A 25212-nucleotide genomic window follows, 5' to 3' on the forward strand; every position below is an offset into this window, starting at 1 on the left:
GGCGGCGAGTTGGTCGGCCTCGGCTCGTGCTGCGACGGTGCGGCGGGCGCCCACGTAGGCGAGCAACGCGGATGCGTTGTCGCAGTCGTGGAGTTCCCGAGTGGCCATACGAAGATGGTAGAGGCGGGCACCGACAGTCCGCGTTCGTCCTCCACAGCCGCCGGGAGTGCCCGCCCGCCGCTGCTTCTTGGCTCGCTGGGTTTCGAGGCTCAGGACTTCGTCCTTCGCACCTCAACCAGCGTTGCTCGGCGCTCGTCGTACCGAGCTTTTGTAGCGGTGGCCACAGCGGTTGACCCGAAGCAGCGCCTGACCCGCAGGCGACCGCGATCAGGTACGACGAGTGCCGCCTGCGGCGACCCCGCTATCTCAGTAGTCCTTGAAGCCGCCGCGCGCCGACCAGAGGCCGCACCCCAACTCCAGCGCGTACCGACCGCTGCTTCTTGGCTCGCCGGGTTTCGAGGCTCAGGACTTCGTCCTGCGCACCTCAACCAGCGGCGGGGGGTGGCGGCGGGGGGCGGAGGGCGTTGACGAGGCCCAGGACGTCGTCGACGAGGCCGCGGACGACGGGGAGGCGGGAGAGGCGGACGGTGCGGGTGACGATGGGGACCAGGCGGGAGACGAGCTCGCGGGAGCGGCGCTGGTCGGGGCTGTCGTCGTAGACCCAGAAGAGCACGACGCCCATCTGCAGCAGCCACAGCAGCTCGGGGAGCTCGCGGCGGAGGTTGGCGGGGAGCTTGAGGTCGGTGCCGTCGAGGACCCGGGCGTAGAGCGCGGTCGAGGCCCGGCGGGCGGGGGTGGACTCGACGCTGAAGGGGGAGAGCGGCGAGCGCGGGTCGGCGGCGTTCTTGAAGAACTGGCCGGCGAACTCGTGGCTCGGCTCCGCGACCTCCAGCCAGGCCTCCAGTACGCCGCGCAGCCGGGCCTCGAACGACGTCTCCCGCTCGAGTACGCCGGCCGCAGCGTCGGCGTGCTCGACCTGCACCTGGTCGTAGAACGCCTGGATCAGGTGCTCCTTGGAGCCGAAGTAGTAGTAGGCGTTGCCGACGGAGACGCCCGCCTCGCTGGCGATCGCCCGCATCGTGGTGCGGTCGTAGCCGTCGCGGCGGAACAGCCGCATCGCCGACTCCAGGATGGTCCCGCGGGTCTGCTCGGCCTTGGGTGAGCGAGCGGCGGGATCCGGCACGGGTCTCAGGGTAGTCACCTCCACCGACGTGCTCGACGGGCGAGGTCATCGACCCGGCGCCGGGTACGGCGCGGCGTACGGCGGCACCGGCCCGTACGCCGCCACCTGGGCCTGCGGCGGCATCGGTGCGCCGCGGCGCGCCTCCGTCCGGCTGCGCCGCCGGATGGCGCTGAAGACGTAGACGTTGAAGAAGTGCAGGACGCCCAGGACGAGGGCGACGACGCCGACCTTCACGCTCAGCTGCTCGAAGACGCCCGCGACGTCCACGACGGTGCTGTCGACGCGGAGGAAGAGGCTGACGAAGCCCAGGTTGAGCAGGTAGAACCCGACGACCAGCAGCGTGTTGACCGCCTCGGCGAGCCGGTCGTTGCCGGCGAAGACGTCCTCCAGGAACACCTTGCCGTTGCGCGACAGGGTCCTGGCCACCCAGACCGTCAGCGGCACGGTCACGAGCAAGTAGACGACGTAGGTCCACACGGTCCAGCTCATCTCGGCTCCTCTATTGAACGCGTTCAATTAGTGGCGACGTCACTATAGTCCAAGTCTGAACGCGTTCAAATCATAGCCCGATCGCCGCCTCCGCGGCCGCGAGCACCGGCGCCGTCAGGTCCCGGGCTCGCGCGGCGCCCACGGCGTACACCTGCGCGACGTGCGTCGCGTCGCTCGCGAGGTCGGCGTACCGCTTCTGCAGCGGCTCGAGCTCGGCCACCACGGCGTCGGTCACCGCCTTCTTCAGCGCGCCGTACGTCGCGAGCCCGTCGGTCGAGCCGCCGCACGCGACGAGGATCTCCAGCAGGTTGGTGACCCCGGGCTTCTGTGAACGGTCCCCGCGCACCGCGTCCGGCCCGGTGTCGGAGTCGGTCACGGCGCGGGCCACCTTGCGGCGTACGACGTCGGGGGAGTCGAGCAGGTGGATGACCCCGGCGGTGTCCGCGGCCGACTTGCCCATCTTCGACGTCGGGTCCTGGAGGTCCATCACCCGCGCGCCGGCGGCCGGCGTGACCAGCTCGGGGACCGTGAAGACCTCGCCGTACGTCCGGTTGAAGCGGAGCGCGAGGTCGCGGGTCAGCTCGACGTGCTGGCGCTGGTCGTCGCCGACCGGGACCCGGTCCGGCCGGTAGAGCAGGATGTCGGCGGCCATCAGCGCGGGGTAGGTGTAGAGCGAGGCCCGGGTGGACGCGACCCCGCGGCCCTTCTCCTTGAACTGGATCATCCGGTTCAGCTCGCCCGTCGTGGCGACGCACTCGAGCAGGTAGGCGAGCTGGGCGTGCGCGGGCACCCGGCTCTGCACGAAGAGCGTGCTCCGGCCCAGGCCCGCCGCGAGCAGCAGGGTGGCGAGCTCCGCCGTCCGGCTCCGGAGTACGGCGGGGTCGTGGCTGATCGTCATCGCGTGCAGGTCGGCGACGCCGTACACGCAGTCGGCGTCGTCCTGCGCCGCGGCCATCGGGCGCAGGGCGCCGAGCAGGTTGCCCAGGGTGAGGTGGCCGCTGGGCTTGAGGAGGGAGAGGTGTCGCGTGGTCATGGTGGGGCTCCTGGATGAGGGCCCACGGGAGTGCCGAGAAACGCGAACGGCCGCCCGTGGGCGGCCGTGGGGTGAAGTGCGTGCTTCAGACGTGGTCCGCCGTCAGGCGGGCCACCACTGCAGGGAGAGCGAGGTCGAGAGCACGGACACATCATGGCACGGGCGGCGGTGGCGGGTAGCGTCGCCACATGCCCGCCTGCGAGGGACCGGCGACGGTCGTCTTCGACCCGTCGCTCACCGAGTACGACTTCGGCCCGGCCCACCCGATGTCCCCGTTGCGGGTCGACCTGACGATGCGGCTCGCCACCGAGCTCGGGGTGGTGGGTGCCGGCGGCCTGCGGACGGTCCCCGCGCCGACCGCCGACGCGGACACCCTGGCGACGGTCCACGACCCGGCGATGATCGAGGCCGTGATGCGCGCCGGGGCGAACCCCGCGCCGAACGAGGCGTTCGGTCTCGGGACCGACGACAACCCCGTCTTCGCCGGGATGCACCATGCCGCGTCCCACGTCGTCGGCGCCACGGTCGAGGCGTTCCGCCAGGTCTGGAGCGGCGAGTCGCTGCACTCGGCCAGCATCTGCGGTGGGCTCCACCACGCGATGCCCGAGCGGGCCAGCGGCTTCTGCATCTACAACGACGTCGCGATCGGCATCCGCAGCCTGCTCGACCAGGGCGCGGAGCGGGTCGCGTACGTCGACGTCGACGTCCACCACGGCGACGGCGTGGAGAAGGTCTTCTGGGACGACCCCCGGGTGCTGACCATCTCCCTGCACGAGACCGGCCAGATGCTGTTCCCGGGCACCGGCTTCGCCCACGACATCGGCGGACCGGCCGCGAAGGGCAGTGCCGTGAACGTCGCGCTCCCGCCCGGCACCGGCGACGGCGGCTGGCTGCGCGCCTTCCATGCCGTCGTCCCGCCGCTGCTGCGCGAGTTCCGGCCCGAGGTGCTGGTCACCCAGCACGGCTGCGACTCGCACGCCGAGGACCCGCTGGCCCACCTGATGCTCACCGTCGACGGCCAGCGGGCGGCGTACGAGGCCCTGCACGACCTCGCTCACGAGGTCGCCGGCGGCCGGTGGGTCGCCACCGGCGGGGGCGGCTACGCGCTCGTCGAGGTCGTCCCCCGGGCGTGGACGCACCTGCTCGGCATCGTCGGCGGCCGTCCGGTCGACCCGCTGACCGAGACGCCCGGCGGCTGGCGCGAGTATGTCGGCGAGTACCTCGACTGCACCGCGCCGTACCGGCTGACCGACGGGCGGAACCCGGCGTACCGCGACTGGCGCGAGGGGTACGACCCCGACACCTGGCTGGACCGGGCGGTGCACGCGACCCGGATGGAGGTGTTCCCGCTGCACGGTCTCGACCCGATGCCATGACTCCCACAGAGGTGTTCCGCAAGTCAACACGCCGTAGACCACTGGTGTTTCTTGTGTTCACCTCTTCCCCATGAGTCACACCAGGCCCTATTCTCACGAGAGCGCTGCCCGTGTGATCACCGGTGGGGAAGCCGGTGGCGGGCGCAAAGAAAGTGAGCTGGTGCACGATGGCTGCCAACTCCTCCGGTGATATCTCCGAAGCGAAGTTCCTGACCGTCGCCGAGGTCGCGTCGATGATGCGCGTCTCGAAGATGACCGTCTACCGCCTGGTCCACAGCGGCGAGCTGCCCGCGGTGCGGGTCGGCCGGTCGTTCCGCGTCCGCGAGGAGGACGCGAACGAGTACCTGCGCAAGAGCTTCTACGACGCGGGCTGACCCGCGCGTCCGGCCCGCGGGCCGCGATTCTGCCTGCCACCGCACGGCGGATAGGCTGTCCGGGTCCTGCGGTGTCTCCGCGGGTCCGCCTCACAGCTGTTGAAAGGTATCCCGTGGGTTCTGTCATCAAGAAGCGGCGCAAGCGCATGGCCAAGAAGAAGCACCGCAAGCTGCTGAAGAAGACGCGCGTCCAGCGCCGCAAGCTCGGCAAGTAAGCCACACCTCCCGGGTCGAGGGGTCGCCATGGGCAGCGCCGGCTTGGTCGTCCTGGTCACGGGCGTGTCCCGCGACCTGGGGCGCAGGTTCGCGCGGTTCGTCGCAGCCGACCCCGCCGTCGACCGGGTGATCGGAGTCGACGTCGTCCCCCCGCGGGGCGACCTCGGCGACGTCTCGTTCGTCCGTGCGGACATCCGCAACCCGGTGATCGCCAAGGTGATCGCCAAGGAGGACGTCGACACGGTCGTGCACATGAGCGTCATCGCGACGCCGGGCAGCGCCGGTGGGCGCAACTCGATGAAAGAGCTCAACGTCATCGGGACGATGCAGCTCCTCGCCGCGTGCCAGAAGGCGCCCGGGCTGCGCAACCTGGTGGTCAAGTCGACGACCACGGTCTACGGCGCGAGCAGTCGTGACCCCGCGATGTTCACCGAGGACATGGAGCCCCGGCGCGCGCCGCGCTCGGGCTACTCCAAGGACGTCGCCGAGATCGAGGGGTACGTCCGCGGCTTCGCCCGCCGTCGCTCCGACGTCCGGGTCGCGACGATCCGCGCCGCGAACGTCGTCGGCCCGCACGTCTCGAGCCCGATCACGTCGTACTTCCGGCTGCCGGTCATCCCCACCGTCGTCGGGCACGACGCCCGCCTGCAGTTCCTGCACGAGCAGGACCTGATGGAGGTGCTCCGGTACGCCGTCACCCACGACGTCGCCGGCACCTACAACGTCGCCGGCGACGGGATCCTGATGCTCTCCCAGGCCGTACGCCGCCTGCGACGTCCCAGCGTGCCGATGCCCGGCTTCCTCGTCGGCAACGTCGGATCCACCCTGCGCTCCGCGCGGATGGCCGACTTCTCGCCCGAGCAGCTCGCCTTCCTCACCTACGGACGCGGCGTCGACACGACCCGGATGCGCGAGGTGCTCGGCTTCGAGCCGGCGTACACCACGGCGGAGGCCTTCGCCGACTTCGCCTCGACCCTGCCCCCGACCGGCGGGTACGCCGACCGGGCGCTGGCCGGGATCGAGCGCCAGCTCACGACCGCACGATCGACGAGCTAGGGAGCCGAGCATGGGCGACGCCGAGATCATCCCGATCGGGACCCGGGGCCGACCCGGCCGCGGCACGGGCAAGCAGCCGTCCTCCGCCGCCCGCCAGCTCGCCGGCCCGAAGGGCGCCAAGAGCGCCAAGAGCGCTAGGCCGCAGCCCCGCAAGGCGGTCCGCGCGGCCCCGGAGCCGGCTCCCACCGAGCCGGCCGTGGAGCCCGTCGAGGAGACGCTCCGCCCGCCGGTCACCGCCACCGACCGCGGCCCGCTGGACGGCATCCCGGCCGCCGACTGGCTCGCCGCGTTCCAGCACGCGGCGGTCGAGGTGTTCGGCGAGCACTGGGAGCCGCAGCTCGCGCGGTTCCTCGCGTTCCTCCGCCGGCGCCTGACCGGCGACTACGAGGTCGACGAGTACGGCTTCGACCGCGAGATCAGCGAGCGGTTCTTCATGGCCGCGCTCCGGCCGATCGCCGAGCGCTGGTTCCGCATCGAGGTCCGCGGCGCCGAGAACATCCCGGCGGAGGGCGGCGCGCTGGTCGTGTCCAACCACTCCGGCACGGTGCCCGTCGACGGGCTGATGACGATGGTGTCGGTCCACGACCACACGGGTCGCTTCCTGCGGCCGCTCGGGGCCGACCTGCTCTTCCGGCTGCCGGTCTTCTCCGCGCTGGCCCGCAAGGGCGGCGCCACGCTGGCCTGCTCCGAGGACGCCGAGCGGATGCTGAGCGGTGGCGAGCTGGTCGGTGTCTGGCCGGAGGGCTTCAAGGGCATCGGGAAGCCGTACTCCGAGCGTTACAAGCTGCAGCGCTTCGGTCGCGGCGGCTTCGTGTCGGCGGCCCTGCGCACCGGCGTGCCGATCGTGCCGCTCTCGGTGGTGGGCGCGGAGGAGATCTACCCCCTGGTCGGCAACGTGCCCGCGCTGGCCCGGCTGCTCGGCGTCCCGTACATCCCGATCACGCCGCTCTTCCCGCTGCTCGGCCCGCTCGGGCTGGTGCCGCTGCCGTCGAAGTGGCTGCTGGAGTTCGGCGAGCCGATCCGCACCGACGAGTACGACCGTGCCGCCGCCGACGACCCGATGCTGGTCTTCAACGTGACCGACCAGGTGCGCGAGACGATCCAGCAGACGCTCTACTCGTTGCTGATGAAGCGGGAGTCCGTCTTCCGCTGAGACCGGCCGCGCCCGCTCAGGGCTTGGGCGTCGGCTGCAGCGGCTGGGTGATGGTGTCGAGCAGTCCGCCCACGCCCTCACCGACACCCTGGAGGACGTCGCCCACGGTCGGCGGCTTCGGCCCCCCGTTGGCGTCGGTGCCGCCGCCGGGGCCGAGCAGGCCGTTGACGAGGTCGCTCACGACGTTCTTGCCGGGCTTCGGCTGAGGATCCGTGCCACCGCCGCCCGTGGACCCGCCGCCACCCGCGGCGCCACCGGTGGGGGCCGGGAGCGGGAGGGAGGGGACGCCGGCCGGAGCCGGGGCTGGCGGCTTGCCGACCGCGGGATCGGGCTTCCCGTCGACCGCGGCGCCGCCGGAGCCGCCGGCTCCCGGTTCGGGCTCGGGGGCGACGCCGCCGCTCGACCCGACCAGGTCGGCCAGGGTGGAGGACGCGAGCTGCTCGGCGCTGGTCAGCATCCACGGGGGCAGTTCGGTGAGCACGTCGGTGCAGGCGGGGCAGGCCTCCTGGATCGCGGTCTCGATCGCCGCCAGCACGTTGCCGACCGGCACCAGGGCGGCACGGACGTCGTCGCCGACGTCGGCCGCGAGCTGGTCGAGGGACTCGAAGCTGCGGTCGGTGAACTCCTGCAGCTCGGTCAGGGCCTCTTCGTCGCCCTCCGCCTCGTACGCGCCGAGCAGCAGGTCGCTGGCCTCGGTCGCCTGGGAGGTGAAGGTCGCGAGGGTCTCCTCGACGCGGCGTACGTCGACCTCCTCGGCGGGCGCCTCGTGGGCGAGCCGGTTGACCTCCTCCAGCCGGTCGCTGGCGTTGGCGAGGAGCGTCGAGCCCTTCCGCTCGTCGTCGACGCTGAGGCCGGTGTGGGCGTTCTCGATGGCCCGCTTCAGGGGGTAGAGCACGTCGCCCGGCAGGGCGGACTGGGCGGCGACCGCCATCGAGGTGGTGGCGCCGACGAGTGCGAGGCCGCCGATGGCGGCCGCCAGCCGACGCTCGCGCGGGGAGCGACGCGCGACGGTCAACCGGTCCTCGACGGCCGTGCGTGGCGTGGTGGTGTCGGAGGCCGGGACGAGGTCGGTCTCGGCCGCGGCCATCAGCCGCTCGCGGAGGTCGGCGACGAACTCGGCCCGGGGCTCGACGGGCGTCGACTCCCGCAGCGACCCCACCAGGTCGAGCAGCTCGGCGTACCGGGCGTCGTCCGCCCCGGTCGAGGTGCCCTCGACCAGCGCGTCGAACTCCTCCGCCCGCCGGCGCGCGAACACGGGGATCATGGCTTCCGTCCTGAGGTCTCGTCACGGACCGGGAGCGTGACGCCGCACCCGGACGACCGTTCCAACGACCGGTGGTCGGCGGAGGTTATGGCGTACGCCGCTGCTGTGACGACGATCTCTGCGCGCAGGTCCATCAGCCCCGGATCCCTTCCGGCATCAGCTTCGCGAGGTTGCGCACCCCGCGCAGCTGGAGCTGCTTGACCGCCCCGTCGCTGCGCCCCAGTGCGGCCGCCGTCTCGGCGATGCTCAGGCCCTGCAGGAAGCGCATCACCAGGCAGTCGCGCTGCTCCGACGGGAGCTGGGTGAGCGCCTGGAGCAGGATCTCGTTGGTCAGCCCGGCGAGGACCGCGTCCTCCGGTCCCTCGGTGCTGGCGTCGTGCTGGGCCATGTCCTCGGTGGCCAGCTCCAGCCGGGTCCGGCCGGCCTTGAAGTGGTCGGTCGCGAGGTTGCGGGCGATGGTCATCAGCCAGGCGCCGAAGTCCTTGCCCTGCCACCGGAAGCCGTTCATGCTCCGCAGCGCCCGGAAGAAGGTCTCCGAGGTGAGGTCCTCGGCCAGCGTCGTGGACCGGGTGCGGTAGCAGAGGAACCGGTAGACCGCGCCGTGGTAGTGGTCGTAGAGCAGGCCGAACGCGTCGGCGTCGCCCTGCCGGGCCAGCTCGACCAGGGCGATCAGCCGGGTCCGCTCGGCCTCCGAGTCCTCGGAGGAGGCGGCCTGGTCCGCGTCGCCGTACGACGGGCCGGAGCCGCCCCCGTCACCCGTGAGGGCCTCGGAGAGCAGCATCGGGGGACCGCCGGCGAGCACCGCCGCGGGCCGCAGCAGGCGCGCGACCTCGACGCGCAGGGCGTCGAGCCCATACGCGAGGTCGCCTCGCTCCCACGGCATCCGGTCGATCCCTCCCCGAGTCGCCCACCGATCGACTGCTCACCATACGCAGACGAGGTCCGGCATGTGAACGAATGCGTCCGCAAAATCCGCAGGTGGGGAGCGGGTCAGTGCCGCTTGCGCACCGCCAGCGCGGCAGCGACGGCACCGGTCGCGGCGCCTGTCGCCGCGCCCACCAGCAACCCGGCGCGGGCCGCCTTGCGCCCGGTGCGGTAGTCGCGCACCCGCCAGCCCTGCTCGCGCGCATGGGCGCGCAGTCGCGCGTCCGGGTTGATCGCGCAGGGGTCGCCGACCAGCGAGAGCATCGGCAGGTCGTTGTAGGAGTCGGAGTACGCCGAGCAGGCCGCGAGCTCCAGGCCCTCCCGGGCGGCCAGCGCCCGGACCGCCTCGGCCTTGGCCGGGCCGTGCAGCATGTCTCCGACCAGGCGACCCGTGTAAACGCCGCCGTCGTGCTCGGCGACGGTGCCCATCGCGCCCGTCAGCCCGAGCCGCCGGGCGATGATCTGGGCGATCTCGATGGGTGCCGCGGTGACCAGCCAGACCCGCTGCCCCTGGTCGAGGTGCATCTGGGCCAGCGCCCGGGTGCCGGGCCAGATCCGGTGGGCCATCGCCTCGTCGAAGATCTCCTCGCCCAGCTCCTCGAGCTCGGTGACGGTGTGGCCGGCGATGAAGGACAGCGCGGAGTTGCGGGCGTCGGCGACGTGCTCGGGGTCCTCGACGCCGACGATGCGGAAGTACGCCTGCTTCCAGGCGGCGCCCGCGATCTCCCGGGTGGTGAAGAACTTGCGCCGGTGCAGGCCGCGGGCGAGGTGGAAGATGCTCGCCCCCTGCATGACCGTGTTGTCGACGTCGAAGAACGCCGCCGAGCCGGGATCGGAGGGCGTGTTCAGGGCGGTCTCGACCTCGGCGGCCGCGGCCGCCGCCTCGCCGGCCAGCGCGGACCGCTGCCGGAGGTCGGGGAGGCTGCGCCGTACGGCGGGCGGGGTCACCCGGCCAGGGTAGAGCCCCGCAGGGCGTCTCGTGGAGACCGCCGCGGGGCGGGCGCGGGTGTGGAATCATCCCTCCATGCCTGCCTCCGCCGGGGTGTCCGACGTCCGCGACGTGGCCGATCTGGTCACCGCTGCCGCGGTGGAGAGCCCCGACAAGCTGGCCGTCGTCGAGGCGGGAGGCCGCTGCCTGACCTGGGTGCAGCTCGACGACGAGGTGGGCCGCCTCGCGACCGGGCTCGGTGCCGCGGGCATCGTCGCCGGTCACCGGGTCATGCTGGTGCTGGGCAACCGCCTGGAGTTCGTCGCGGCGTACCTCGCGATCCTGCGGGCGCAGGCGGTCGCCGTACCCGTGAACCCGCTGTCGACGCCCGGGGAGCTGGCCCGGATGCTCGCCGACTCCGGCGCCAAGCTGGTCCTCGCCGACGACGAGACCGCGCCCGGCGTCCGGTCCGCCGTCGCGGACCTGCCCGAGGCCGGCGCACCCCGGATCGTGCTGGTCGGCGGCGTACCCCTGCCCGGCGAGCGCTCCTACGACGACCTGCACGCGGACCAGGCCCGTCCCGTGCCCCCGCTCCAGGACCCCGAGAAGCTCGCCTGCCTCCTCTACACCAGCGGTACGTCGGGCCGCCCGCGCGCGGCGATGCTGACCCACCGCGCCCTGCTCGCCAACATCGAGCAGGTCGCGGCCGTGGAGCCGCCGATGATGCACGGCGACGACGTGGTCCTCGGAGTGCTCCCGCTCTTCCACGTGTACGGCCTCAACGCCGTGCTGGGCGGCGTGCTCCGGCACCGCGCCAAGCTGGTCCTGGTGGAGCGCTTCGACCCCCAGGGCACCCTCGACATCATCGACGACGAGGCCTGCAGCGTGATCCCGGTCGCGCCGCCGGTCTTCGCCTACTGGCGCGGCGAGGACCAGCTGGCCGAGCGCCTGGGGCCGGTCCGCCTCGTGCTCTCCGGCTCGGCGCCGCTCGCCCCCGAGCTGGTCGAGGAGTTCGTGGCGCGCACCGGCATCGCGGTGCACCAGGGGTACGGCCTGACCGAGGCCTCGCCGGTGGTCACCAGCACCCTGTGCAGCACCCGGCCGCCGGCGCTCGGCTCGGTGGGTGCGGCCCTGCCCGGCATCGGCGTGCGCCTCGTCGACGAGGCGGGCCGCGAGCCCGAGGGGGAGGACGCCGGCGAGATCCAGGTCCGCGGCGCCAACCTGTTCAGCGGCTACTGGCCCGACGGCGCCGACGGTCCCGATGCCGATGGATGGTGGTCGACGGGCGACGTCGGCTTCCTCGACGCCGAGGGCGACCTGACGCTGGTCGACCGGCTCAAGGAGATGGTCATCGTCTCCGGCTTCAACGTCTATCCCGTCGAGGTCGAGGAGGTGATCCGCGAGCTCGACCAGGTGAGCGAGGCCGCGGTCATCGGCGTCGCCTACGAGGAGACCGGCGAGGCCGTCGTGGCGTACGTCGTCGCGCCCGGTGCCGACCCGGCCGCGGTCGAGGACGCCGTACGCGAGCACTGCGCGCTCCGGCTCGCCCGCTTCAAGCGACCCGGGCGGATCGAGGTCGTCGACGAGCTGCCGCTCACGGTGACGGGCAAGGTGCAGAAGGGCCGGCTGCGGGGGATCGAGCGGCGGCGCGCCCTCGGGCTGCTGGAGGAGGCGCCGTGACCGCGCGCGTCACCCTCTACGCCAAGCCCGGGTGCCACCTGTGCGACGACGCCCGGACGGTGATCGAGCGGGTCTGTGCTGACCTCGGCGAGGAGTACGACGAGATCTCGATCCTCGACGACCCCGTCCTGATGGAGCGGTACGGCGAGGAGATCCCGGTGACCCTCGTGGACGGGCGCCAGCACGACTTCTGGCGGGTCGACGAGCGGCGACTGCGGGCCGCGCTGACCCGCTGAGGCCGGATCGACCCCCTCCGATCGTGGGTCATCTCACATGTGCTAGGTCCGCCCCGCGGACGGCACCGGCGCGAGTTTGTTCTCCCGTTCACAAACTCCTACAGTGAGCGAGCCGTCGGACGAATCCGGGCTGCGCCGGCCCCCATCCGCGGCAGCTACTTGCCCCCGGGCATGGAGAGAAGCAGAACGTGACTGCACGGACGCCCAGCGAGACCGCCCGGGACATCCCCGAGGCCACCGTCGCGCGGCTGCCGGTGTACCTGCGGGCCCTCACCTCGCTCTCCGACGCCGGCACGTCGACCTGCTCGAGCGAGCTGCTCGCGGCGTCGGCCGGTGTGAACAGCGCGATGCTGCGCAAGGACCTGTCGTACCTCGGCAGCTACGGCACCCGCGGCGTCGGGTACGACGTCGACTACCTGCGCTACCAGATCGCCCGCGAGATCGGCGTGACCCAGGACTGGCCCGTCGTGATCGTCGGGATCGGAAACCTCGGGCACGCGCTCGCCAACTACTCCGGCTTCCGCAGCCGCGGGTTCCACACGGTCGCGCTCCTCGACGCCGACCCGGCGCGGACCGGCGAGACGGTCGCGGGCATCGGCGTACGCCCCTTCGACCACCTCGAGGGCATCGTCGCCGAGCACGGCGTGGCCATCGGGGTCATCGCGACCCCCGCCGTCGCGGCCCAGTCGGTCGCCGACCGGATGGTGGCGGCCGGCATCACCAGCATCCTCAACTTCGCGGCGACGGTGCTCAACGTCCCGGCCGGCGTCGACGTGCGCAAGGTCGACCTCTCCATCGAGCTGCAGATCCTCGCCTACCACGAGCAGCGCAAGGCGCACGACAGCGCCAGCGCGGCCGTGGTGACCCACACCCAGGAGGAGACCGCATGAGCGTCCTCGTCGTGGGCATCTCCCACAACACCGCGCCGGTCTCGCTCCTCGAGTCCGTCGCGCTCGGTCCCGACGGCGCGCCGAAGCTGGTCCACGACGTCGTCGCGTGCGAGCACGTCACCGAGGCGACCGTCATCTCGACCTGCAACCGGCTGGAGATCTACGCCGACGTCGACCGGTTCCACGGCTCCGTGGAGGAGCTCTCCCGGCTGCTGGTGGACCGGGCCGGACGCTCGACCGAGACCCTCCTGCCGCACCTCTACGTCCACTACGACGACGGCGCGGTCTCGCACCTGTTCCAGGTGGCCGCCGGGCTCGACTCGATGGCCGTCGGCGAGGGCCAGATCCTCGGCCAGACGCGCGAGGCGCTGCGCCTGGGCCAGGAGCTCGGCACCGTCGGGCCCTCGCTCAACGTGCTCTTCCAGCAGGCCCTGCGGGTCGGCAAGCGCTCGCGTGCGGAGACCGACATCGACCGCGCCGCGCCGTCCCTGGTGAGTGCCGCGCTGGACCGCTCCGGACTCGCCGCCGACGGGCTCGCCGGCCGCCGGGTGCTCGTCGTCGGCGCCGGCGCGATGGCCGGACTGGCCACCGCGACCGTGGCCCGGCTCGGGGCCTCGGACATCGTCGTCGCCAACCGCAGCCGGGAGCGGGCCGACCGGCTCGCCCTGGAGTACGCCGCCCGCTCGGTGTCCCTGTCCGACCTCGAGGCCGAGCTCGGCGCCGCCGACCTGGTGGTGAGCTGCACCGGCTCCAGCGGCGTACAGATCAGCCGCGACATGGTGGCGCGCACCCGGCCCGACGGCCGGCCGGTCGTGCTCATCGACCTGGCCCTGCCCCACGACGTCGACCCGGCCGTGACCGAGCTCCCCGGCGTCACCCTGGTCGGCCTGGCCGAGCTCGCCGACGACCTGCACGCCTCCGACGCCGGCCGCGAGGTCGGGGAGGTCCGCCGGATCGTCGGCCAGGAGGTCTCGGCGTACCTCGCCGCGCGCCGCCAGGCCAGCGTCACCCCGACCGTGGTGGCGCTGCGGACGATGGCCACCGGCGTGGTCGAGGCCGAGATGGACCGCCTCGTCGGACGGCTCCCCGAACTCGACGAGACCACCCGCGCCGAGGTGCTGCACACCGTGCGCCGGGTCGCCGACAAGCTGCTCCACGAGCCGACCGTGCGGGTCAAGGAGCTGTCCAACGAGGCCGGCGCGGTCTCCTACGCCGCCGCCCTCGCCGAGCTGTTCGCACTCGACCCCGAGGCCGTCGACGCGATGACCCGTCCGGAGGGACTCCGGTGAGCGCCGCGAGCCCCGTGCGGGTCGGCACCCGCGCCTCGCTGCTCGCCACCACCCAGGCCGGCACCGTGGCGGACCTGATCCGCACCAAGCTGGGGGTCGAGGTCGAGCTCGTCGAGATCGCCACCGACGGCGACCGCAGCCAGGCCTCGGGCATCCCGCTCGCGTCGTACGGCGGGGTCGGCGTGTTCGTCAGCGCGCTGCGCGACGCCCTGCTGCGCGGTGAGATCGACGTCGCCGTCCACTCGCTCAAGGACCTGCCGACCTACCCCGCCGAGGGGATCTCGCTGGTCGCGATCCCCGGGCGCGAGGACCCGCGCGACGTCGTCGTCGCCCGCGACGGCCTGACCCTCGGCGAGCTCCCGGTGGGCTCGCGGGTCGGCACCGGCTCGCCCCGGCGGGCCGCCCAGCTGCACGCGCTCGGCCTCGGTTTGGAGGTCGCCGGACTCCGTGGCAACGTCGATACCCGGATCGGGAAGGTCCGCTCGGGTGAGTACGACGCCGTCGTGCTGGCCCGCGCCGGACTGGCCCGGATCGGTCGGCTGGAGGAGGCGACGGAGGTGCTCGACCCGCTGCAGATGCTCCCGGCCCCCGGCCAGGGTGCGCTCGGGGTGGAGTGCCGCAGCGACGACCGCCTCGTCACGGACCTGGCCGTCCTCGACGACCCGCTCGCGCGGGCCGCGGTCGAGGCGGAGCGAGCCGTCCTTGCCACCCTCGAGGGTGGCTGCTCGGCACCGATCGGCGCCCTCGCCGAGGTCGTCGAGGGCGAGGACGGCGACGAGATCTGGGTGCGCGCGATCGCGCTCTCACCCGACGGAGGGCTCTCGGTGCGGTCGTCCGCGTCGGGGGACCCCGCCGATGCCGCCGGCGTCGGCAACCGGCTCGCGGCGGAGATGCTCGCCGACGGTGCCGGTGAGCTGGACACACGACAGCACGACGAGTCAGAACAGGTGCGCAACGCATGACCCGAGGCAAGACCACCAACGCCACCCCGACCCGTGGATGGGTGTCCTTCGTGGGCAGCGGTCCCGGTGACCCGGAACTGCTCACCGTCCGCGCCGTGGGCCTGATCGAGCAGGCCGAGGTGATCGTCACCGAGGCCCCCGAGCACGCCGCCCTGGTGCGCACCCTGCTCGGGCTCCCCGACCCGGCCGACGTACCCGAGGGCGAGCCGGTGCCCGGCCCGGAGTTCGTCGACGGCGGCTTCGGCGAGGACGGCCAGCCGCTCACCCACGCGGCCCGCGCCAAGGTCGTCGTCAAGCAGGCCAAGCGCGGCCTGCGCGTCGTACGCCTGATGACCGGCGACCCGTTCGTCTACGCGTCCGGCCCCGAGGAGGCGCAGGCCTGCGCCAAGGTGGGCCTGGGCTTCGAGATCGTGCCCGGCATCTCGTCGGTCAGCGCGGTCCCGGCGTACGCCGGCATCCCGCTCACCACCAAGGACAACCGCGAGGTCGCGGTCGTGACCTGCGGCGAGAAGATCGACTGGAGCCAGTACGCCGACCGCCGCACCCTGGTGCTGCTCTCGGCTGTCGGCCAGATCGGCGAGGTCAGCAAGGCGCTGATCGCCGCCGGCCGGTCGCCGCAGACCCCGGTCGCGATGACCCGGGTCGGCACCACCACGACCCAGAGCACGGTCACCTCGACGCTCGAGCACATCGCCGCCGACGCCCGCGCGGCCCGGATGGCGCCCCCGGCGATCACGGTGATCGGCGACGTCGTCGACCTGCGCGGCACGCTGTCGTGGTTCGAGACCAAGCCGCTCTTCGGCTGGCGGGTGCTGGTGCCGCGCACCAAGGACCAGGCCGGCCCGATGGTCAACCGCCTGCGCGGGTACGGCGCCGTGCCCGACGAGGTGCCGACCATCTCCGTCGAGCCGCCGCGCAACCCGCAGCAGATGGACAAGGCCGTCCGCGGCCTGGTCGAGGGCCGCTACGAGTGGATCGCCTTCACCTCCGCCAACGCGGTGCGCGCGGTCCGCGAGAAGTTCGAGGAGTACGGCCTCGACGCCCGCGCCTTCTCGGGCCTCAAGATCGCCGCGGTCGGCGACAAGACCGCCCAGTCGATCGCCGACTGGGGTCTGCGCGCCGACCTGGTGCCGTCGGGCGAGCAGTCCGCGGCCGGCCTGCTCGCCGACTGGCCCGAGTACGACGAGGTCCTCGACCCGATCAACCGGGTCTTCCTGCCCCGCGCCGACATCGCCACCGAGACGCTGGTGGCGGGCCTGATCGACCTCGGCTGGGAGTGTGACGACGTCACCGCCTACCGGACCGTCCGGGCCACGCCGCCGCCGGCGCCGACCCGCGACGCGATCAAGACCGGCAAGTTCGACGCGGTCGTCTTCACCTCGTCCTCGACGGTGCGCAACCTGGTCGGCATCGCCGGCAAGCCGCACCCGTCGACGATCATCGCCGTGATCGGCCCCGCCACGGCCAAGACCGCCGAGGAGCACGGCCTGCGCGTCGACGTCCTCGCTCCGAAGCCGGACGTCGAGGAGCTCGCCGACGCCCTCGCCGACTTCGGCGCCGCGCGCCGGGCCGCGATGGTGGAGGCCGGCCAGGAGGTCACCCGGCCGTCCGAGCGCAAGCCCTCGGGCCGGCGGAAGACCACGACCGCGCGATGACCGGCCCCGTCATCCGCCCGCGGCGCCTGCGTACCACGCAGGCGCTGCGCCGGATGGTGGCGGAGACCTCGCTGGAGGCCCGCCAGCTGGTGCTGCCGGTGTTCGTCCGCGAGGGCATCGACGCCCCGGTGCCGATCTCGTCGATGCCGGGCGTCGTCCAGCACACCCGCTCCTCCCTGCTCGCCGCGGTCTCCGAGGCCGCCGAGCTGGGGCTGGGCGGGGTGATGCTCTTCGGCATCCCGGCGGCCAAGGACGCCGTCGGGTCCGGCGCGCTCGCCGCCGACGGCATCCTCAACGTCGCCATCGCCGACGTGGTCGCCGAGGTCGGTGACGCGCTGACCGTGATGAGCGACCTGTGCCTCGACGAGTTCACCGACCACGGCCACTGCGGCGTGCTCACCGACGACGGCCGGGTCGACAACGACCGCACCCTCGAGCTGTACGCCGAGATGGCCCGCGTCCACGCGGAGGCCGGCGTCCACATGGTCGGTCCGAGCGGCATGATGGACGGCCAGGTCTCGGTGGTCCGCTCCGCCCTCGACGGCATCGGGCACACCGACGTCTCGATCCTCGCCTACTCGGCGAAGTACGCCTCGGCCTTCTACGGCCCGTTCCGGGAGGCCGTGGACTCCTCGCTGCAGGGCGACCGGCGTACCTACCAGCAGGACGGCGCCAACGCCGTCGAGGGCGTCCGTGAGGCGCTGCTCGACGTCGAGCAGGGCGCGGACCTGGTGATGGTGAAGCCCGCCCTGGCCTACCTCGACGTCGTACGCCGTGTGCGCGACGCCGTCGACGTCCCGGTCGCGGCGTACAACATCTCCGGCGAGTACTCCATGCTCGAGGCGGCCGCCGCCCACGGCTGGATCGACCGCGAGCCGGCGATCCTGGAGACGCTCACGTCGATCCGCCGCGCCGGCGCCGACGTCATCCTGACCTACTGGGCCGCCGAGGCCGCCCGCCTCCTCGCCCCCTGACGCGAGTCGGCAGAAGTTACCCGTCGAGTCGGCAGAACTTGCGCGCCGAGTCGGCAGAAGTTGACCGTCAGCCGCCGGTGTACTTGGCGATGCAGGCCTCGGTCTTCTCGGACCCGACGACGGTGTTGAGGAGGCCGAGGATCACGTTGACCACGCCGCCGATGTCGATCTTGAGGCCGTAGTCGAGCGCGCACTGGACGACCGCCTGCGCGTAGGTGAGCGTCTCGTCGACCGGGGTGACCCCGGTGGTGGGCAGGGTCGGCAGCACCACGGACGGGAGCGGCACGGGAGGCTTGGTGGGCTTCGGCGGCTTCCCGCCGGGGTTCTGGGCGGGCGGCGCGGTCGTCGGGGCGGGCTTGGTGGGCGCCGGCTTGTCGCCGCCCCCGGAGCCGCCGGTGGTCCCGCCGCTGGGCTTGCTCTCCCTGACGTCCTTCGTCCCGCCGGCCGACGGGGTCGGCGGCGGGGTGTACGACGTGTCGGGCTGGAGGTAGCCCGCGGCGGTGGTGCCGTTGGGGACCGAGGTGTACTCGCCGTCGAGGTAGGCGTTCATGATCGACAGGACGAGGTCGACGTAGGAGTCGCTGTTGTTGTAGCGGTAGACCGCCGAACGCTGTCCGGCCGTGGCCGACAGGTCGTCCTCGCCGGAGCAGAGGTAGACGGCCGAGGCCAGGGCCGCGTCGTCGATGTCCTGCGGGTCGCGCCGGCCGTCGCCGTCGGCGTCGACGCCCACGACCGACCAGGTCGAGGGGATGAACTGCATCGGGCCGACCGCGCGGTCCCAGACGGCGTCGCCGTCGAACTGTCCGGCGTCGGTGTCGGGGATGGCCTTGGTGTTGCGGGTGCCGTCGAGCGCGATGCCGAAGATGCCGGGGCGGGCCACGCCCTGGTCGTCGAGGGTGTTGCCGCCGTAGCGGCCGTGGTCGGACTCGACCCGGCCGATCGCGGCGACCAGCTGCCAGGTGAGGTTGCAGCTCTCGTCGGCGGCGTTGATGACGGTCTCGGCGCGCTGGTACGCCGCCAGCGCGGCCGACGGGATGCCGGCGGTCGTGGCGGTGGAGATCGCCTGCGCGGCACCGCCGGCGCCGATGCCGGGCGCGACGCCGTCGGGTGAGGAGACGCTCGCCGGGGCGTCGATGGCCTGGGAGGGGATGCTGGTGCCGTCGGGCAGGCCGGCCGGCGGGAGGTCGGGAGAGCGGTTCGCGGTCGCGGAGCCGGCGCCGACCCCGGCGAGGCTCACGGTCCAGGCTGCGGACAGCAGGGCGAGGGGCACCAGGGCCGTCGCACGCTGTGCGCGTCCGAATCGTCGTGCGGTCATTCGGTGTCTCCCGGTCTCCGAACGAAGGTGTTCACCCGAGCGCTCCCTCACGTCGGGTACGTCGCTGCAACGAATCGTGTCACGGCAAGGTTACGCAGGAACCCGATTCGGATGAACCTACCCAGATCTTGAGTGGTCGCCGTCACGATGCTGCCCTCGAGGGTAGGAGCCGAAACGAGCGTGATCGCAGTGGGCTGGGCCACATTCTCGGCGATCCGACCCCGACCCGCGCCGCCGGCGAGTTGGGTCGCTGGGCGACAATGAGGCGATGTCCGCCGCCACTCGTCCCACGCCCGACTCCGAGGCGCTCTTCGCGCGCGCCCGCGAGGTGACCCCGGGCGGCGTGAACTCCCCCGTGCGCGCGTTCAACGCCGTCGGCGGGACGCCGCGCTTCATCCGATCGGCGGCCGGGGCCTGGCTGACCGACGTCGACGGGAACGAGTACGTCGACCTGATCTGCTCCTGGGGGCCGATGCTGCTCGGGCACGCCCATCCGGAGGTGCAGGCCGCCGTCCAGGCCGCGGTCGCGCGCGGGACGTCGTACGGCACCCCGACGGAGCCCGAGGTGGAGCTCGCCGAGGAGATCGTGGCCCGGACCCCCGTCGAACGGGTCCGCTTCGTCTCCTCCGGCACCGAGGCGACGATGTCGGCCATCCGGCTGGCCCGCGGGGTCACCGGCCGCGACGTGGTCGTGAAGTTCGCCGGTTGCTACCACGGTCACGTCGACGCGCTGCTCGCCTCCGCCGGCTCCGGCCTGGCCACCTTCGCCGTGCCGGGCACCCCCGGCGTACCCGCCTCGTCCACCGAGCTGACGCTGGTGCTGCCCTACAACGACCGCTCGGCCGTCGAGAAGGTCTTCGCCGAGCACGGCGACCGGATCGCCTGCCTGATCACCGAGGCCGCCCCCGGCAACATGGGCGTCGTCCCGCCCGAGCCGGGCTTCAACCGTTTCCTGGCCGAGACCTGCGCCCGCCACGGCGCGCTGTTCGTCAGCGACGAGGTGATGACCGGGTTCCGGGCCTCGAAGCAGGGCCAGTGGGGTCTGGACGGCGCCGTCGAGGGCTGGCGGCCCGACCTCGTCACCTTCGGCAAGGTGATGGGCGGCGGCTTCCCGGCCGCAGCGTTCGGCGGCCGCGCCGACGTGATGGGCCGGCTCGCGCCGGACGGGCCGGTCTACCAGGCCGGCACCCTGTCGGGGAACCCGATCGCGACCACGGCCGGGCTCACGACGCTGCGGCTGGCGACCGACGAGGTCTACGCCCACATCGGCGCCGCCGGCGAGACCATCAAGGCGGCGGCGACCGAGGCGCTGGCGGCGGCCGGCGTCCCGCACGTGATCCAGGCGAGCGGCACCATGTTCTCGGTCTTCCTCACCGAGGGCCCGGTCCGCGACTTCGCGGACGCCTCGCGCACCAGCTCGCCGGCGTACGCCGCCTTCTTCCACGCGATGCTCGACGCGGGGGTCTACCTCCCGCCGTCGGCGTACGAGGCGTGGTTCCTCTCGGCCGCCCACGACGACCGCGCCGTGCAGACCGTGCTCGACGCCCTGCCCGCCGCCGCCCGCGCGGCGGCCTCAGCCCTGGAGTCGGCATGAGTGCCACCCCCGACACGATCGTCCACCTGCTGCGCCACGGTGAGGTGCACAACCCGCAGGGCGTGCTCTACGGCCGCCGTGACGGCTTCCACCTCTCGACCCTCGGCAACCGGATGGCCGAGCGCGTCGCCGAGACCATCGGGGAGCGCGACATCACGCACCTCGTCGCCTCGCCGCTCGAGCGCGCCCAGGAGACCGCGCGCCCGCTGGCGGCGGCGCGCGGGCTGGAGATCGCCACCGACGACCGGGTCATCGAGTCGACGACGGTGTTCGAGGGGATGAGCTTCGGCGAGGGTGCGATGACCCTGGTCAAGCGTCCGAAGCTGTGGCGGCACCTGCGCAACCCGCTCACCCCGTCGTGGGGCGAGCCGTACAAGCAGATCGCGGCCCGGATGATGGCCGCCGTCGAGGACGCCCGGGTCGCCGCGGCCGGCCACGAGGCCGTCATCGTCTCCCACCAGCTCCCGATCTGGACCACCCGCCTGCACGTCGAGAAGCGGTCGTTCCTGCACGACCCGCGCAGCCGGCAGTGCACGCTCTGCTCGCTGACCTCCCTGCACTTCGTGGGCGACCGGCTGGCGCAGGTCTCCTACTCCGAGCCCGCCGGTGACCTGATCCCGGTGGGCGACCGCAAGGCTCCGTTCTCGGCCGGAGGCGCCCCCGAGGAGAACCGGCCCTGACATGACCCGACGCCTGCTGAGCGCCGCCCTCGCGGGCGCGCTGCTCCTCCTGACCACGTCCTGCGACGGGGGCGGCACCAACGACGGCGGCTACATCAGCGGCGACAGCAACGTCGTCCAGTACGCCGCCGACAAGCGCGGTGACCCGGTCGAGGGGGTCAGCGGCACGACCCTCGACGGCGGCGAGCTCGACCTCGCCGACAGCCGCGGGAAGCCGGTCGTGGTCAACGTGTGGTGGAGCGGCTGCGGCCCGTGCAACATCGAGATGCCGATGCTCACCGAGGCGCACGCCGAGCTCGGCGACCAGGTCGACTTCGTCGGCATCAACACCCGGGACACCAGCATCGAGACGGCCCGCAGCTTCGAGCAGGCCAAGGGCGTCGACTACCCCTCCATCTACGCCGCCGACGGCAAGGCGCTGCTGCCCTTCGGCAGCCGGGCCGTCCGCGCCATGCCGACGACGCTGGTCCTCGACCGCGAGGGCCGGGTGGCCGCGCTGATCCCCGGTCAGGTCCCTGGCAAGGTGACCCTGATCGACGTGGTCGAGGACGTCCTCGCCGAGGACGCGTGAGCCATGGGTGACTGGTTCGGCCAGACGGCCGGTTCGGGATCGCTGGTGCTCGCCGTCCCCGTGGCGATCATCGCGGGGCTGGTGTCGTTCTTCTCGCCGTGCGTGATCCCGCTGCTGCCGGCGTACTTCTCCTACGCGACGGGTCTCTCCGGAGCCGACCTGGCCGCCGGTGACGTGAAGCGCGGGCGGATGGTCGCGGGGTCCGTGCTGTTCGTGCTCGGCTTCTCGGTCGTCTTCGTCCTGCTGGGCGTCGCGAGCGGCTCCGTCGCGACCTGGCTGCTGGTCAACCAGAGCACCCTCAACATCGTCCTCGGGATCTTCGCGATCGTGATGGGCATCGCCTTCGTCGGGCTGGTCCCGCTGCTGCAGCGCGACCTGCGCTTCCACAAGGTCCCGGCCGTCGGCCTCGCGGCGGCGCCGCTGCTCGGCTTCCTGTTCGGCGTCGGCTGGCAGCCCTGCGTCGGCCCGACGCTCGGCGTGATCATCACCCTCGGCTACCAGGAGGGCAGCGCGGGCCGCAGCGGGCTGCTGCTCGCCTTCTACTCCCTCGGCCTGGGCATCCCGTTCATCCTGGCCGGCCTGTTCTGGAAGCGGGCGCTCGGCGCGCTCGGCTTCGTCCGACGGCACCAGCAGTGGGTCACCCGCGCGGGCGGCGTGATGCTGGTCGCCGTCGGGCTGCTGCTCGTCACCGGCTTCTGGGACCAGGCGGTGCAGTGGCTGCAGATCCACCTGGTCAGCGACTTCGAGGTGGGCGTGTGAGCACCACGTCCACCAGCGACCGCCCCGACACCGGCCGTCGGGCGGGCGAGCTGACCTTCCGCGAGCTGCTGCGCTGGGTGTGGCGTCAGCTCACGTCGATGCGCACGGCCCTGGTGCTGCTGCTCCTGCTCGCGCTGGCCGCCGTACCCGGCTCGATCATCCCGCAGGAGGGCGTCGACGCCCTGCGCACCACGCAGTGGCAGGAGCAGCACCCCGACCTGACGCCGGTCTACGAACGGCTGGGGCTCTTCGACGTCTACGGCAGCCCGTGGTTCGCCTCGATCTACGTGCTGCTGATGGTCTCGCTCGTCGGCTGCATCATCCCGCGCACCTGGAAGCACGTCGCCTCCCTGCGCGCCGCCCCGCCCCGTGCGCCGCGCAACCTGGCCCGGCTGCCCGACCACGCGTCGTACCGCACGGACGAGGACGTCGACGCGGTGCTGGAGCGTGCGCGTCAGGTGCTGAAGCGGCGGCGCTACCGGGTCCGCCCGTCGGACGAGGGGGACGCCGCCGTCAGCAGCGAGCGCGGCTACCTGCGCGAGGTCGGCAACCTGGTCTTCCACCTGTCGGTGATCGTCGTGCTCGTCGGCTTCGGGGTCGGCTCGATGTTCGGCTACAAGGGCGGCGTGATCCTGCCGGTCGGGCAGGGCTTCTCCAACAACCTGACGCAGTACGACGACTTCAACCCCGGCTCGTTCTTCACCGGTGACGACATGGAGCCGTTCTGCTTCACCGTCGACGACTTCGACGTGGAGTGGCTCCTCGATGGCCCGCGGGCGGGGATGTCGCGTGGCTTCAGCGCCGACACGCGCTACCAGGTCGACTGCACCGGTGCGGACCAGAGCGAGGAGAAGGACTACGACCTGCGGGTCAACCACCCGCTCGCCATCGGCGACACCGAGGTGTTCCTGATCGGGCACGGGTACGCGCCGGTCATCACCGTCCGCGACGGCAACGGAGACGTGGTCACGACCGGGCCGACGGTCTTCCTGCCGCAGGACCAGTCGCTGTTCTCGTTCGGCGTCGTGAAGTCGGCGTACGCCGCGACCGGGCAGGTCGGCCTGGAGGGTGTGCTCTACCCGACCTTCATGCTCGACCAGAACGGCGACCCGCAGAACCTGATGGGCGAGCTCAACAACCCGCTGATCTCCATGCTCGTCTACACCGGCGACCTGGGCCTCGACAGCGGCGAGCCGCAGTCGCTCTACATCCTGAAGAAGGATGGGGCCGAGCCGGTGCAGAACGAGGACGGCACCCCGCTGCGCCTCGACATGCAGGTCGGTGACACCGTCCAGCTCCCCGACGGCCTCGGCAGTGTCACCTTCGAGGGCATCCAGGAGTGGAACCGCCTGCAGATCAGCAAGACGCCGGCCAAGTTCGTCACGCTGGCCGGGGTGGTGCTGGCCCTGCTCGGGCTGCTCGGCTCCCTGTTCATCCGTCCCCGGCGGCTGTGGGTTCGCGCCCGCGTGGTCGACGGGGAGACACTGGTCGAGGTCGCCGCCCTCGACCGCTCCGGTGGAGGCGACGTCACCACCGAGATCGACGAGGTGGTCGCCGCGCTGCGCGGTGACTCGCCAGCGAAGGAGAACCCGTGACCAACGCTTCGTGGGAGACGCTGAGCAACCAGGCCATCGCGGTCTGCGGGGTGGTGTACTTCCTCGCCCTGCTCAGCCACCTCATCGAGTGGTCGGCGCTGCGCAAGCTGCCGCTCTCGGTGGGCTCGGTCCCGGTGGCCGCCACCCGCACGTCGAGCGCGGGCGCCGCCGGGGGGAGCACCACGGCGGTGCTCGACGAGCCCGAGGTCGACGAGGACGCGGAGCGCCGTACCAACCTCTTCGGACGGCTCGGCCTGCTGCTCACCGTCATCGCCGTCGCGGTGCACCTCGTCGGACTGGTCGGCCGGGGCATGGCCGCGGACCCGAATCGGGTGCCCTGGGGCAACATGTACGAGTTCACGATCTCCGGCTCGTTCTGCGTCGCGCTGCTCTACCTGGTGCTCTACCGGAAGTTCTCGCTCGCGTGGATGGCGCCGATCGTCACCGGCCTGGTGCTGGTGCTGCTGATGGTCGCGGTGATCTGGCTGCACGACGAGGTCGCCCCGCTCAGCGAGGCGCTGAACTCGCCGTGGCTGGTCATCCACGTCGTCTCCGCCGTGATCGCCACGGGTGCGTTCACCCTCGGCGGCATCGGCGTACTGCTGTTCCTGCTGAAGGAGCGCACCGAGAAGCGGGGCAAGAGCGGCGGCTACCTCGCCCGCGTGCCGTCGACGGCCACCCTCGACCGGGTCTCGTACCGGATCCACGCCTTCGCGTTCCCGGTGTGGACCTTCGCCGTACTCATCACCGGACCGATCTGGGCGCACCAGGCGTGGGCGGCGTACTGGAGCTGGGACCCGAAGGAGGTCTGGGCGTTCATCACCTGGGTGCTGTACGCCGGCTACCTGCACGCCCGCGCGACCGCCGGCTGGAAGGGGCGCAACGCCTCGATCCTCGCCCTGCTCGGCATGGCCACGCTGTGGTTCAGCTTCATCGGCGTGAACTTCTTCATCACCAGCGACCACTCGTACGCCGAGGGCCTGGGCCAGTCGACGGTGGTCTCCACCCGGCTGTAG

At 72.4% G+C, this 25212-nt stretch carries 25 protein-coding genes; 18 read left to right on the forward strand and 7 right to left on the reverse strand.

The window, feature by feature from the left end:
• Window positions 1-484: 484 nt before the first annotated feature.
• From VMF51_RS03930 to trpS, 3 genes are all read right to left on the reverse strand, one after another.
• The gene (locus VMF51_RS03930) at window positions 485-1183 is read right to left on the reverse strand and encodes a TetR/AcrR family transcriptional regulator (RefSeq protein WP_325473096.1); all 699 of its coding nucleotides are present in this window, start codon (window positions 1181-1183) and stop codon (window positions 485-487) included.
• Between the two features lie 45 nt (window positions 1184-1228).
• The gene (locus VMF51_RS03935; RefSeq protein WP_325473097.1) at window positions 1229-1672 is read right to left on the reverse strand and encodes a hypothetical protein; all 444 of its coding nucleotides are present in this window, start codon (window positions 1670-1672) and stop codon (window positions 1229-1231) included.
• Between the two features lie 70 nt (window positions 1673-1742).
• A complete protein-coding gene (gene trpS, locus VMF51_RS03940) occupies window positions 1743-2705 on the reverse strand; it encodes a tryptophan--tRNA ligase (protein ID WP_325473098.1) in 963 nt (320 codons plus the stop codon).
• A 188-nt stretch (window positions 2706-2893) separates the two neighbouring features.
• Between trpS and VMF51_RS03945 the strand changes: the two genes are divergently transcribed.
• From VMF51_RS03945 to VMF51_RS03965, 5 genes are all read left to right on the forward strand, one after another.
• Window positions 2894-4081, forward strand: a complete 1188-nt coding sequence (locus tag VMF51_RS03945; protein WP_325473099.1) for an acetoin utilization protein AcuC — start codon at window positions 2894-2896, stop codon at window positions 4079-4081.
• A gap of 167 nt (window positions 4082-4248) precedes the next feature.
• A complete protein-coding gene (locus VMF51_RS03950; protein ID WP_325473100.1) occupies window positions 4249-4455 on the forward strand; it encodes a helix-turn-helix domain-containing protein in 207 nt (68 codons plus the stop codon).
• A gap of 113 nt (window positions 4456-4568) precedes the next feature.
• Window positions 4569-4670, forward strand: a complete 102-nt coding sequence (locus VMF51_RS03955; RefSeq protein WP_008356322.1) for a 30S ribosomal protein bS22 — start codon at window positions 4569-4571, stop codon at window positions 4668-4670.
• A 28-nt stretch (window positions 4671-4698) separates the two neighbouring features.
• On the forward strand, window positions 4699-5727 hold the full coding sequence (locus VMF51_RS03960) for an NAD-dependent epimerase/dehydratase family protein (protein WP_325473101.1): 1029 nt from the start codon (window positions 4699-4701) through the stop codon (window positions 5725-5727).
• Window positions 5728-5737: 10 nt separating this feature from the next.
• Complete coding sequence (locus tag VMF51_RS03965) at window positions 5738-6880, forward strand: lysophospholipid acyltransferase family protein (RefSeq protein WP_325473102.1); 1143 nt, start codon at window positions 5738-5740, stop codon at window positions 6878-6880.
• A 16-nt stretch (window positions 6881-6896) separates the two neighbouring features.
• Here VMF51_RS03965 and VMF51_RS03970 read toward each other — a convergent pair whose 3' ends face one another.
• The 3 genes from VMF51_RS03970 to VMF51_RS03980 all read right to left on the reverse strand — a co-directional run bounded on the left by VMF51_RS03970 (window position 6897) and on the right by VMF51_RS03980 (window position 10016).
• Window positions 6897-8144 carry a DUF5667 domain-containing protein gene (locus tag VMF51_RS03970; RefSeq protein WP_325473103.1) on the reverse strand — a complete coding sequence of 416 codons (1248 nt, stop codon included), beginning with the start codon at window positions 8142-8144 and terminating at the stop codon, window positions 6897-6899.
• A 133-nt stretch (window positions 8145-8277) separates the two neighbouring features.
• On the reverse strand, window positions 8278-9027 hold the full coding sequence (locus tag VMF51_RS03975; protein WP_325473104.1) for a sigma-70 family RNA polymerase sigma factor: 750 nt from the start codon (window positions 9025-9027) through the stop codon (window positions 8278-8280).
• Window positions 9028-9134: 107 nt separating this feature from the next.
• Window positions 9135-10016: an HAD-IB family hydrolase gene (locus tag VMF51_RS03980; RefSeq protein ID WP_325473105.1), complete on the reverse strand. Its 882-nt coding sequence runs from the start codon at window positions 10014-10016 to the stop codon at window positions 9135-9137.
• Between the two features lie 76 nt (window positions 10017-10092).
• On the opposite strand from VMF51_RS03980, the gene VMF51_RS03985 reads away from it, so the two are divergent.
• From VMF51_RS03985 to hemB, 7 genes are all read left to right on the forward strand, one after another.
• Entirely contained in the window at window positions 10093-11676 is a 1584-nt protein-coding gene (locus VMF51_RS03985) for a class I adenylate-forming enzyme family protein (RefSeq protein WP_325473106.1), read from the forward strand.
• A complete protein-coding gene (locus tag VMF51_RS03990) occupies window positions 11673-11912 on the forward strand; it encodes a glutaredoxin family protein (protein ID WP_325473107.1) in 240 nt (79 codons plus the stop codon). Before VMF51_RS03985 ends, VMF51_RS03990 begins: the two co-directional genes overlap by 4 nt.
• Window positions 11913-12100: 188 nt before the next feature.
• On the forward strand, window positions 12101-12802 hold the full coding sequence (locus VMF51_RS03995; RefSeq protein ID WP_325473108.1) for a redox-sensing transcriptional repressor Rex: 702 nt from the start codon (window positions 12101-12103) through the stop codon (window positions 12800-12802).
• The gene (locus tag VMF51_RS04000; RefSeq protein ID WP_325473109.1) at window positions 12799-14091 is read left to right on the forward strand and encodes a glutamyl-tRNA reductase; all 1293 of its coding nucleotides are present in this window, start codon (window positions 12799-12801) and stop codon (window positions 14089-14091) included. Before VMF51_RS03995 ends, VMF51_RS04000 begins: the two co-directional genes overlap by 4 nt.
• Window positions 14088-15053, forward strand: coding sequence for a hydroxymethylbilane synthase (hemC, locus tag VMF51_RS04005; protein WP_325473110.1), 966 nt, complete (start codon window positions 14088-14090; stop codon window positions 15051-15053). The genes VMF51_RS04000 and hemC overlap by 4 nt, the downstream gene beginning before the upstream one ends.
• On the forward strand, window positions 15050-16708 hold the full coding sequence (locus tag VMF51_RS04010; RefSeq protein WP_325473111.1) for a uroporphyrinogen-III synthase: 1659 nt from the start codon (window positions 15050-15052) through the stop codon (window positions 16706-16708). Before hemC ends, VMF51_RS04010 begins: the two co-directional genes overlap by 4 nt.
• Window positions 16705-17682 carry a porphobilinogen synthase gene (gene hemB, locus VMF51_RS04015; protein WP_325473112.1) on the forward strand — a complete coding sequence of 326 codons (978 nt, stop codon included), beginning with the start codon at window positions 16705-16707 and terminating at the stop codon, window positions 17680-17682. Before VMF51_RS04010 ends, hemB begins: the two co-directional genes overlap by 4 nt.
• A 67-nt stretch (window positions 17683-17749) precedes the next feature.
• Here hemB and VMF51_RS04020 read toward each other — a convergent pair whose 3' ends face one another.
• The gene (locus VMF51_RS04020; protein WP_325473113.1) at window positions 17750-18997 is read right to left on the reverse strand and encodes a lytic murein transglycosylase; all 1248 of its coding nucleotides are present in this window, start codon (window positions 18995-18997) and stop codon (window positions 17750-17752) included.
• 268 nt (window positions 18998-19265) lie between these two features.
• On the opposite strand from VMF51_RS04020, the gene hemL reads away from it, so the two are divergent.
• From hemL to ccsB, 6 genes are read left to right on the forward strand one after another with little or no spacing between them, the layout of a single operon-like run.
• Complete coding sequence (gene hemL, locus VMF51_RS04025; RefSeq protein ID WP_325473114.1) at window positions 19266-20591, forward strand: glutamate-1-semialdehyde 2,1-aminomutase; 1326 nt, start codon at window positions 19266-19268, stop codon at window positions 20589-20591.
• Window positions 20588-21271: a histidine phosphatase family protein gene (locus tag VMF51_RS04030; RefSeq protein WP_325473115.1), complete on the forward strand. Its 684-nt coding sequence runs from the start codon at window positions 20588-20590 to the stop codon at window positions 21269-21271. Before hemL ends, VMF51_RS04030 begins: the two co-directional genes overlap by 4 nt.
• A gap of 1 nt (window position 21272) precedes the next feature.
• Entirely contained in the window at window positions 21273-21842 is a 570-nt protein-coding gene (locus tag VMF51_RS04035; protein ID WP_325473116.1) for a TlpA disulfide reductase family protein, read from the forward strand.
• A 3-nt stretch (window positions 21843-21845) separates the two neighbouring features.
• On the forward strand, window positions 21846-22601 hold the full coding sequence (locus tag VMF51_RS04040) for a cytochrome c biogenesis CcdA family protein (RefSeq protein ID WP_325473117.1): 756 nt from the start codon (window positions 21846-21848) through the stop codon (window positions 22599-22601).
• On the forward strand, window positions 22598-24196 hold the full coding sequence (gene resB, locus VMF51_RS04045) for a cytochrome c biogenesis protein ResB (RefSeq protein WP_325473118.1): 1599 nt from the start codon (window positions 22598-22600) through the stop codon (window positions 24194-24196). Before VMF51_RS04040 ends, resB begins: the two co-directional genes overlap by 4 nt.
• Window positions 24193-25212, forward strand: coding sequence for a c-type cytochrome biogenesis protein CcsB (gene ccsB / locus VMF51_RS04050; protein ID WP_325473119.1), 1020 nt, complete (start codon window positions 24193-24195; stop codon window positions 25210-25212). The genes resB and ccsB overlap by 4 nt, the downstream gene beginning before the upstream one ends.

This window comes from Nocardioides sp., from assembly GCF_035503875.1.
Lineage (GTDB): Bacteria > Actinomycetota > Actinomycetes > Propionibacteriales > Nocardioidaceae > Nocardioides.

Bases quoted from the DNA above. Each gene is read 5' to 3' on its own strand.
- VMF51_RS03935 (WP_325473097.1), bottom strand. From the start codon at position 1,672: ATGAGCTGGACCGTGTGGACCTACGTCGTCTACTTGCTCGTGACCGTG.
- trpS (WP_325473098.1), bottom strand. From the start codon at position 2,705: ATGACCACGCGACACCTCTCCCTCCTCAAGCCCAGCGGCCACCTCACC.
- VMF51_RS03945 (WP_325473099.1), top strand. From the start codon at position 2,894: ATGCCCGCCTGCGAGGGACCGGCGACGGTCGTCTTCGACCCGTCGCTC.
- VMF51_RS03950 (WP_325473100.1), top strand. From the start codon at position 4,249: ATGGCTGCCAACTCCTCCGGTGATATCTCCGAAGCGAAGTTCCTGACC.
- VMF51_RS03960 (WP_325473101.1), top strand. From the start codon at position 4,699: ATGGGCAGCGCCGGCTTGGTCGTCCTGGTCACGGGCGTGTCCCGCGAC.
- VMF51_RS03965 (WP_325473102.1), top strand. From the start codon at position 5,738: ATGGGCGACGCCGAGATCATCCCGATCGGGACCCGGGGCCGACCCGGC.
- VMF51_RS03970 (WP_325473103.1), bottom strand. From the start codon at position 8,144: ATGATCCCCGTGTTCGCGCGCCGGCGGGCGGAGGAGTTCGACGCGCTG.
- VMF51_RS03975 (WP_325473104.1), bottom strand. From the start codon at position 9,027: ATGCCGTGGGAGCGAGGCGACCTCGCGTATGGGCTCGACGCCCTGCGC.
- VMF51_RS03985 (WP_325473106.1), top strand. From the start codon at position 10,093: ATGCCTGCCTCCGCCGGGGTGTCCGACGTCCGCGACGTGGCCGATCTG.
- VMF51_RS04000 (WP_325473109.1), top strand. From the start codon at position 12,799: ATGAGCGTCCTCGTCGTGGGCATCTCCCACAACACCGCGCCGGTCTCG.
- VMF51_RS04010 (WP_325473111.1), top strand. From the start codon at position 15,050: ATGACCCGAGGCAAGACCACCAACGCCACCCCGACCCGTGGATGGGTG.
- hemB (WP_325473112.1), top strand. From the start codon at position 16,705: ATGACCGGCCCCGTCATCCGCCCGCGGCGCCTGCGTACCACGCAGGCG.
- VMF51_RS04020 (WP_325473113.1), bottom strand. From the start codon at position 18,997: ATGACCGCACGACGATTCGGACGCGCACAGCGTGCGACGGCCCTGGTG.
- hemL (WP_325473114.1), top strand. From the start codon at position 19,266: ATGTCCGCCGCCACTCGTCCCACGCCCGACTCCGAGGCGCTCTTCGCG.
- VMF51_RS04030 (WP_325473115.1), top strand. From the start codon at position 20,588: ATGAGTGCCACCCCCGACACGATCGTCCACCTGCTGCGCCACGGTGAG.
- VMF51_RS04035 (WP_325473116.1), top strand. From the start codon at position 21,273: ATGACCCGACGCCTGCTGAGCGCCGCCCTCGCGGGCGCGCTGCTCCTC.
- VMF51_RS04040 (WP_325473117.1), top strand. From the start codon at position 21,846: ATGGGTGACTGGTTCGGCCAGACGGCCGGTTCGGGATCGCTGGTGCTC.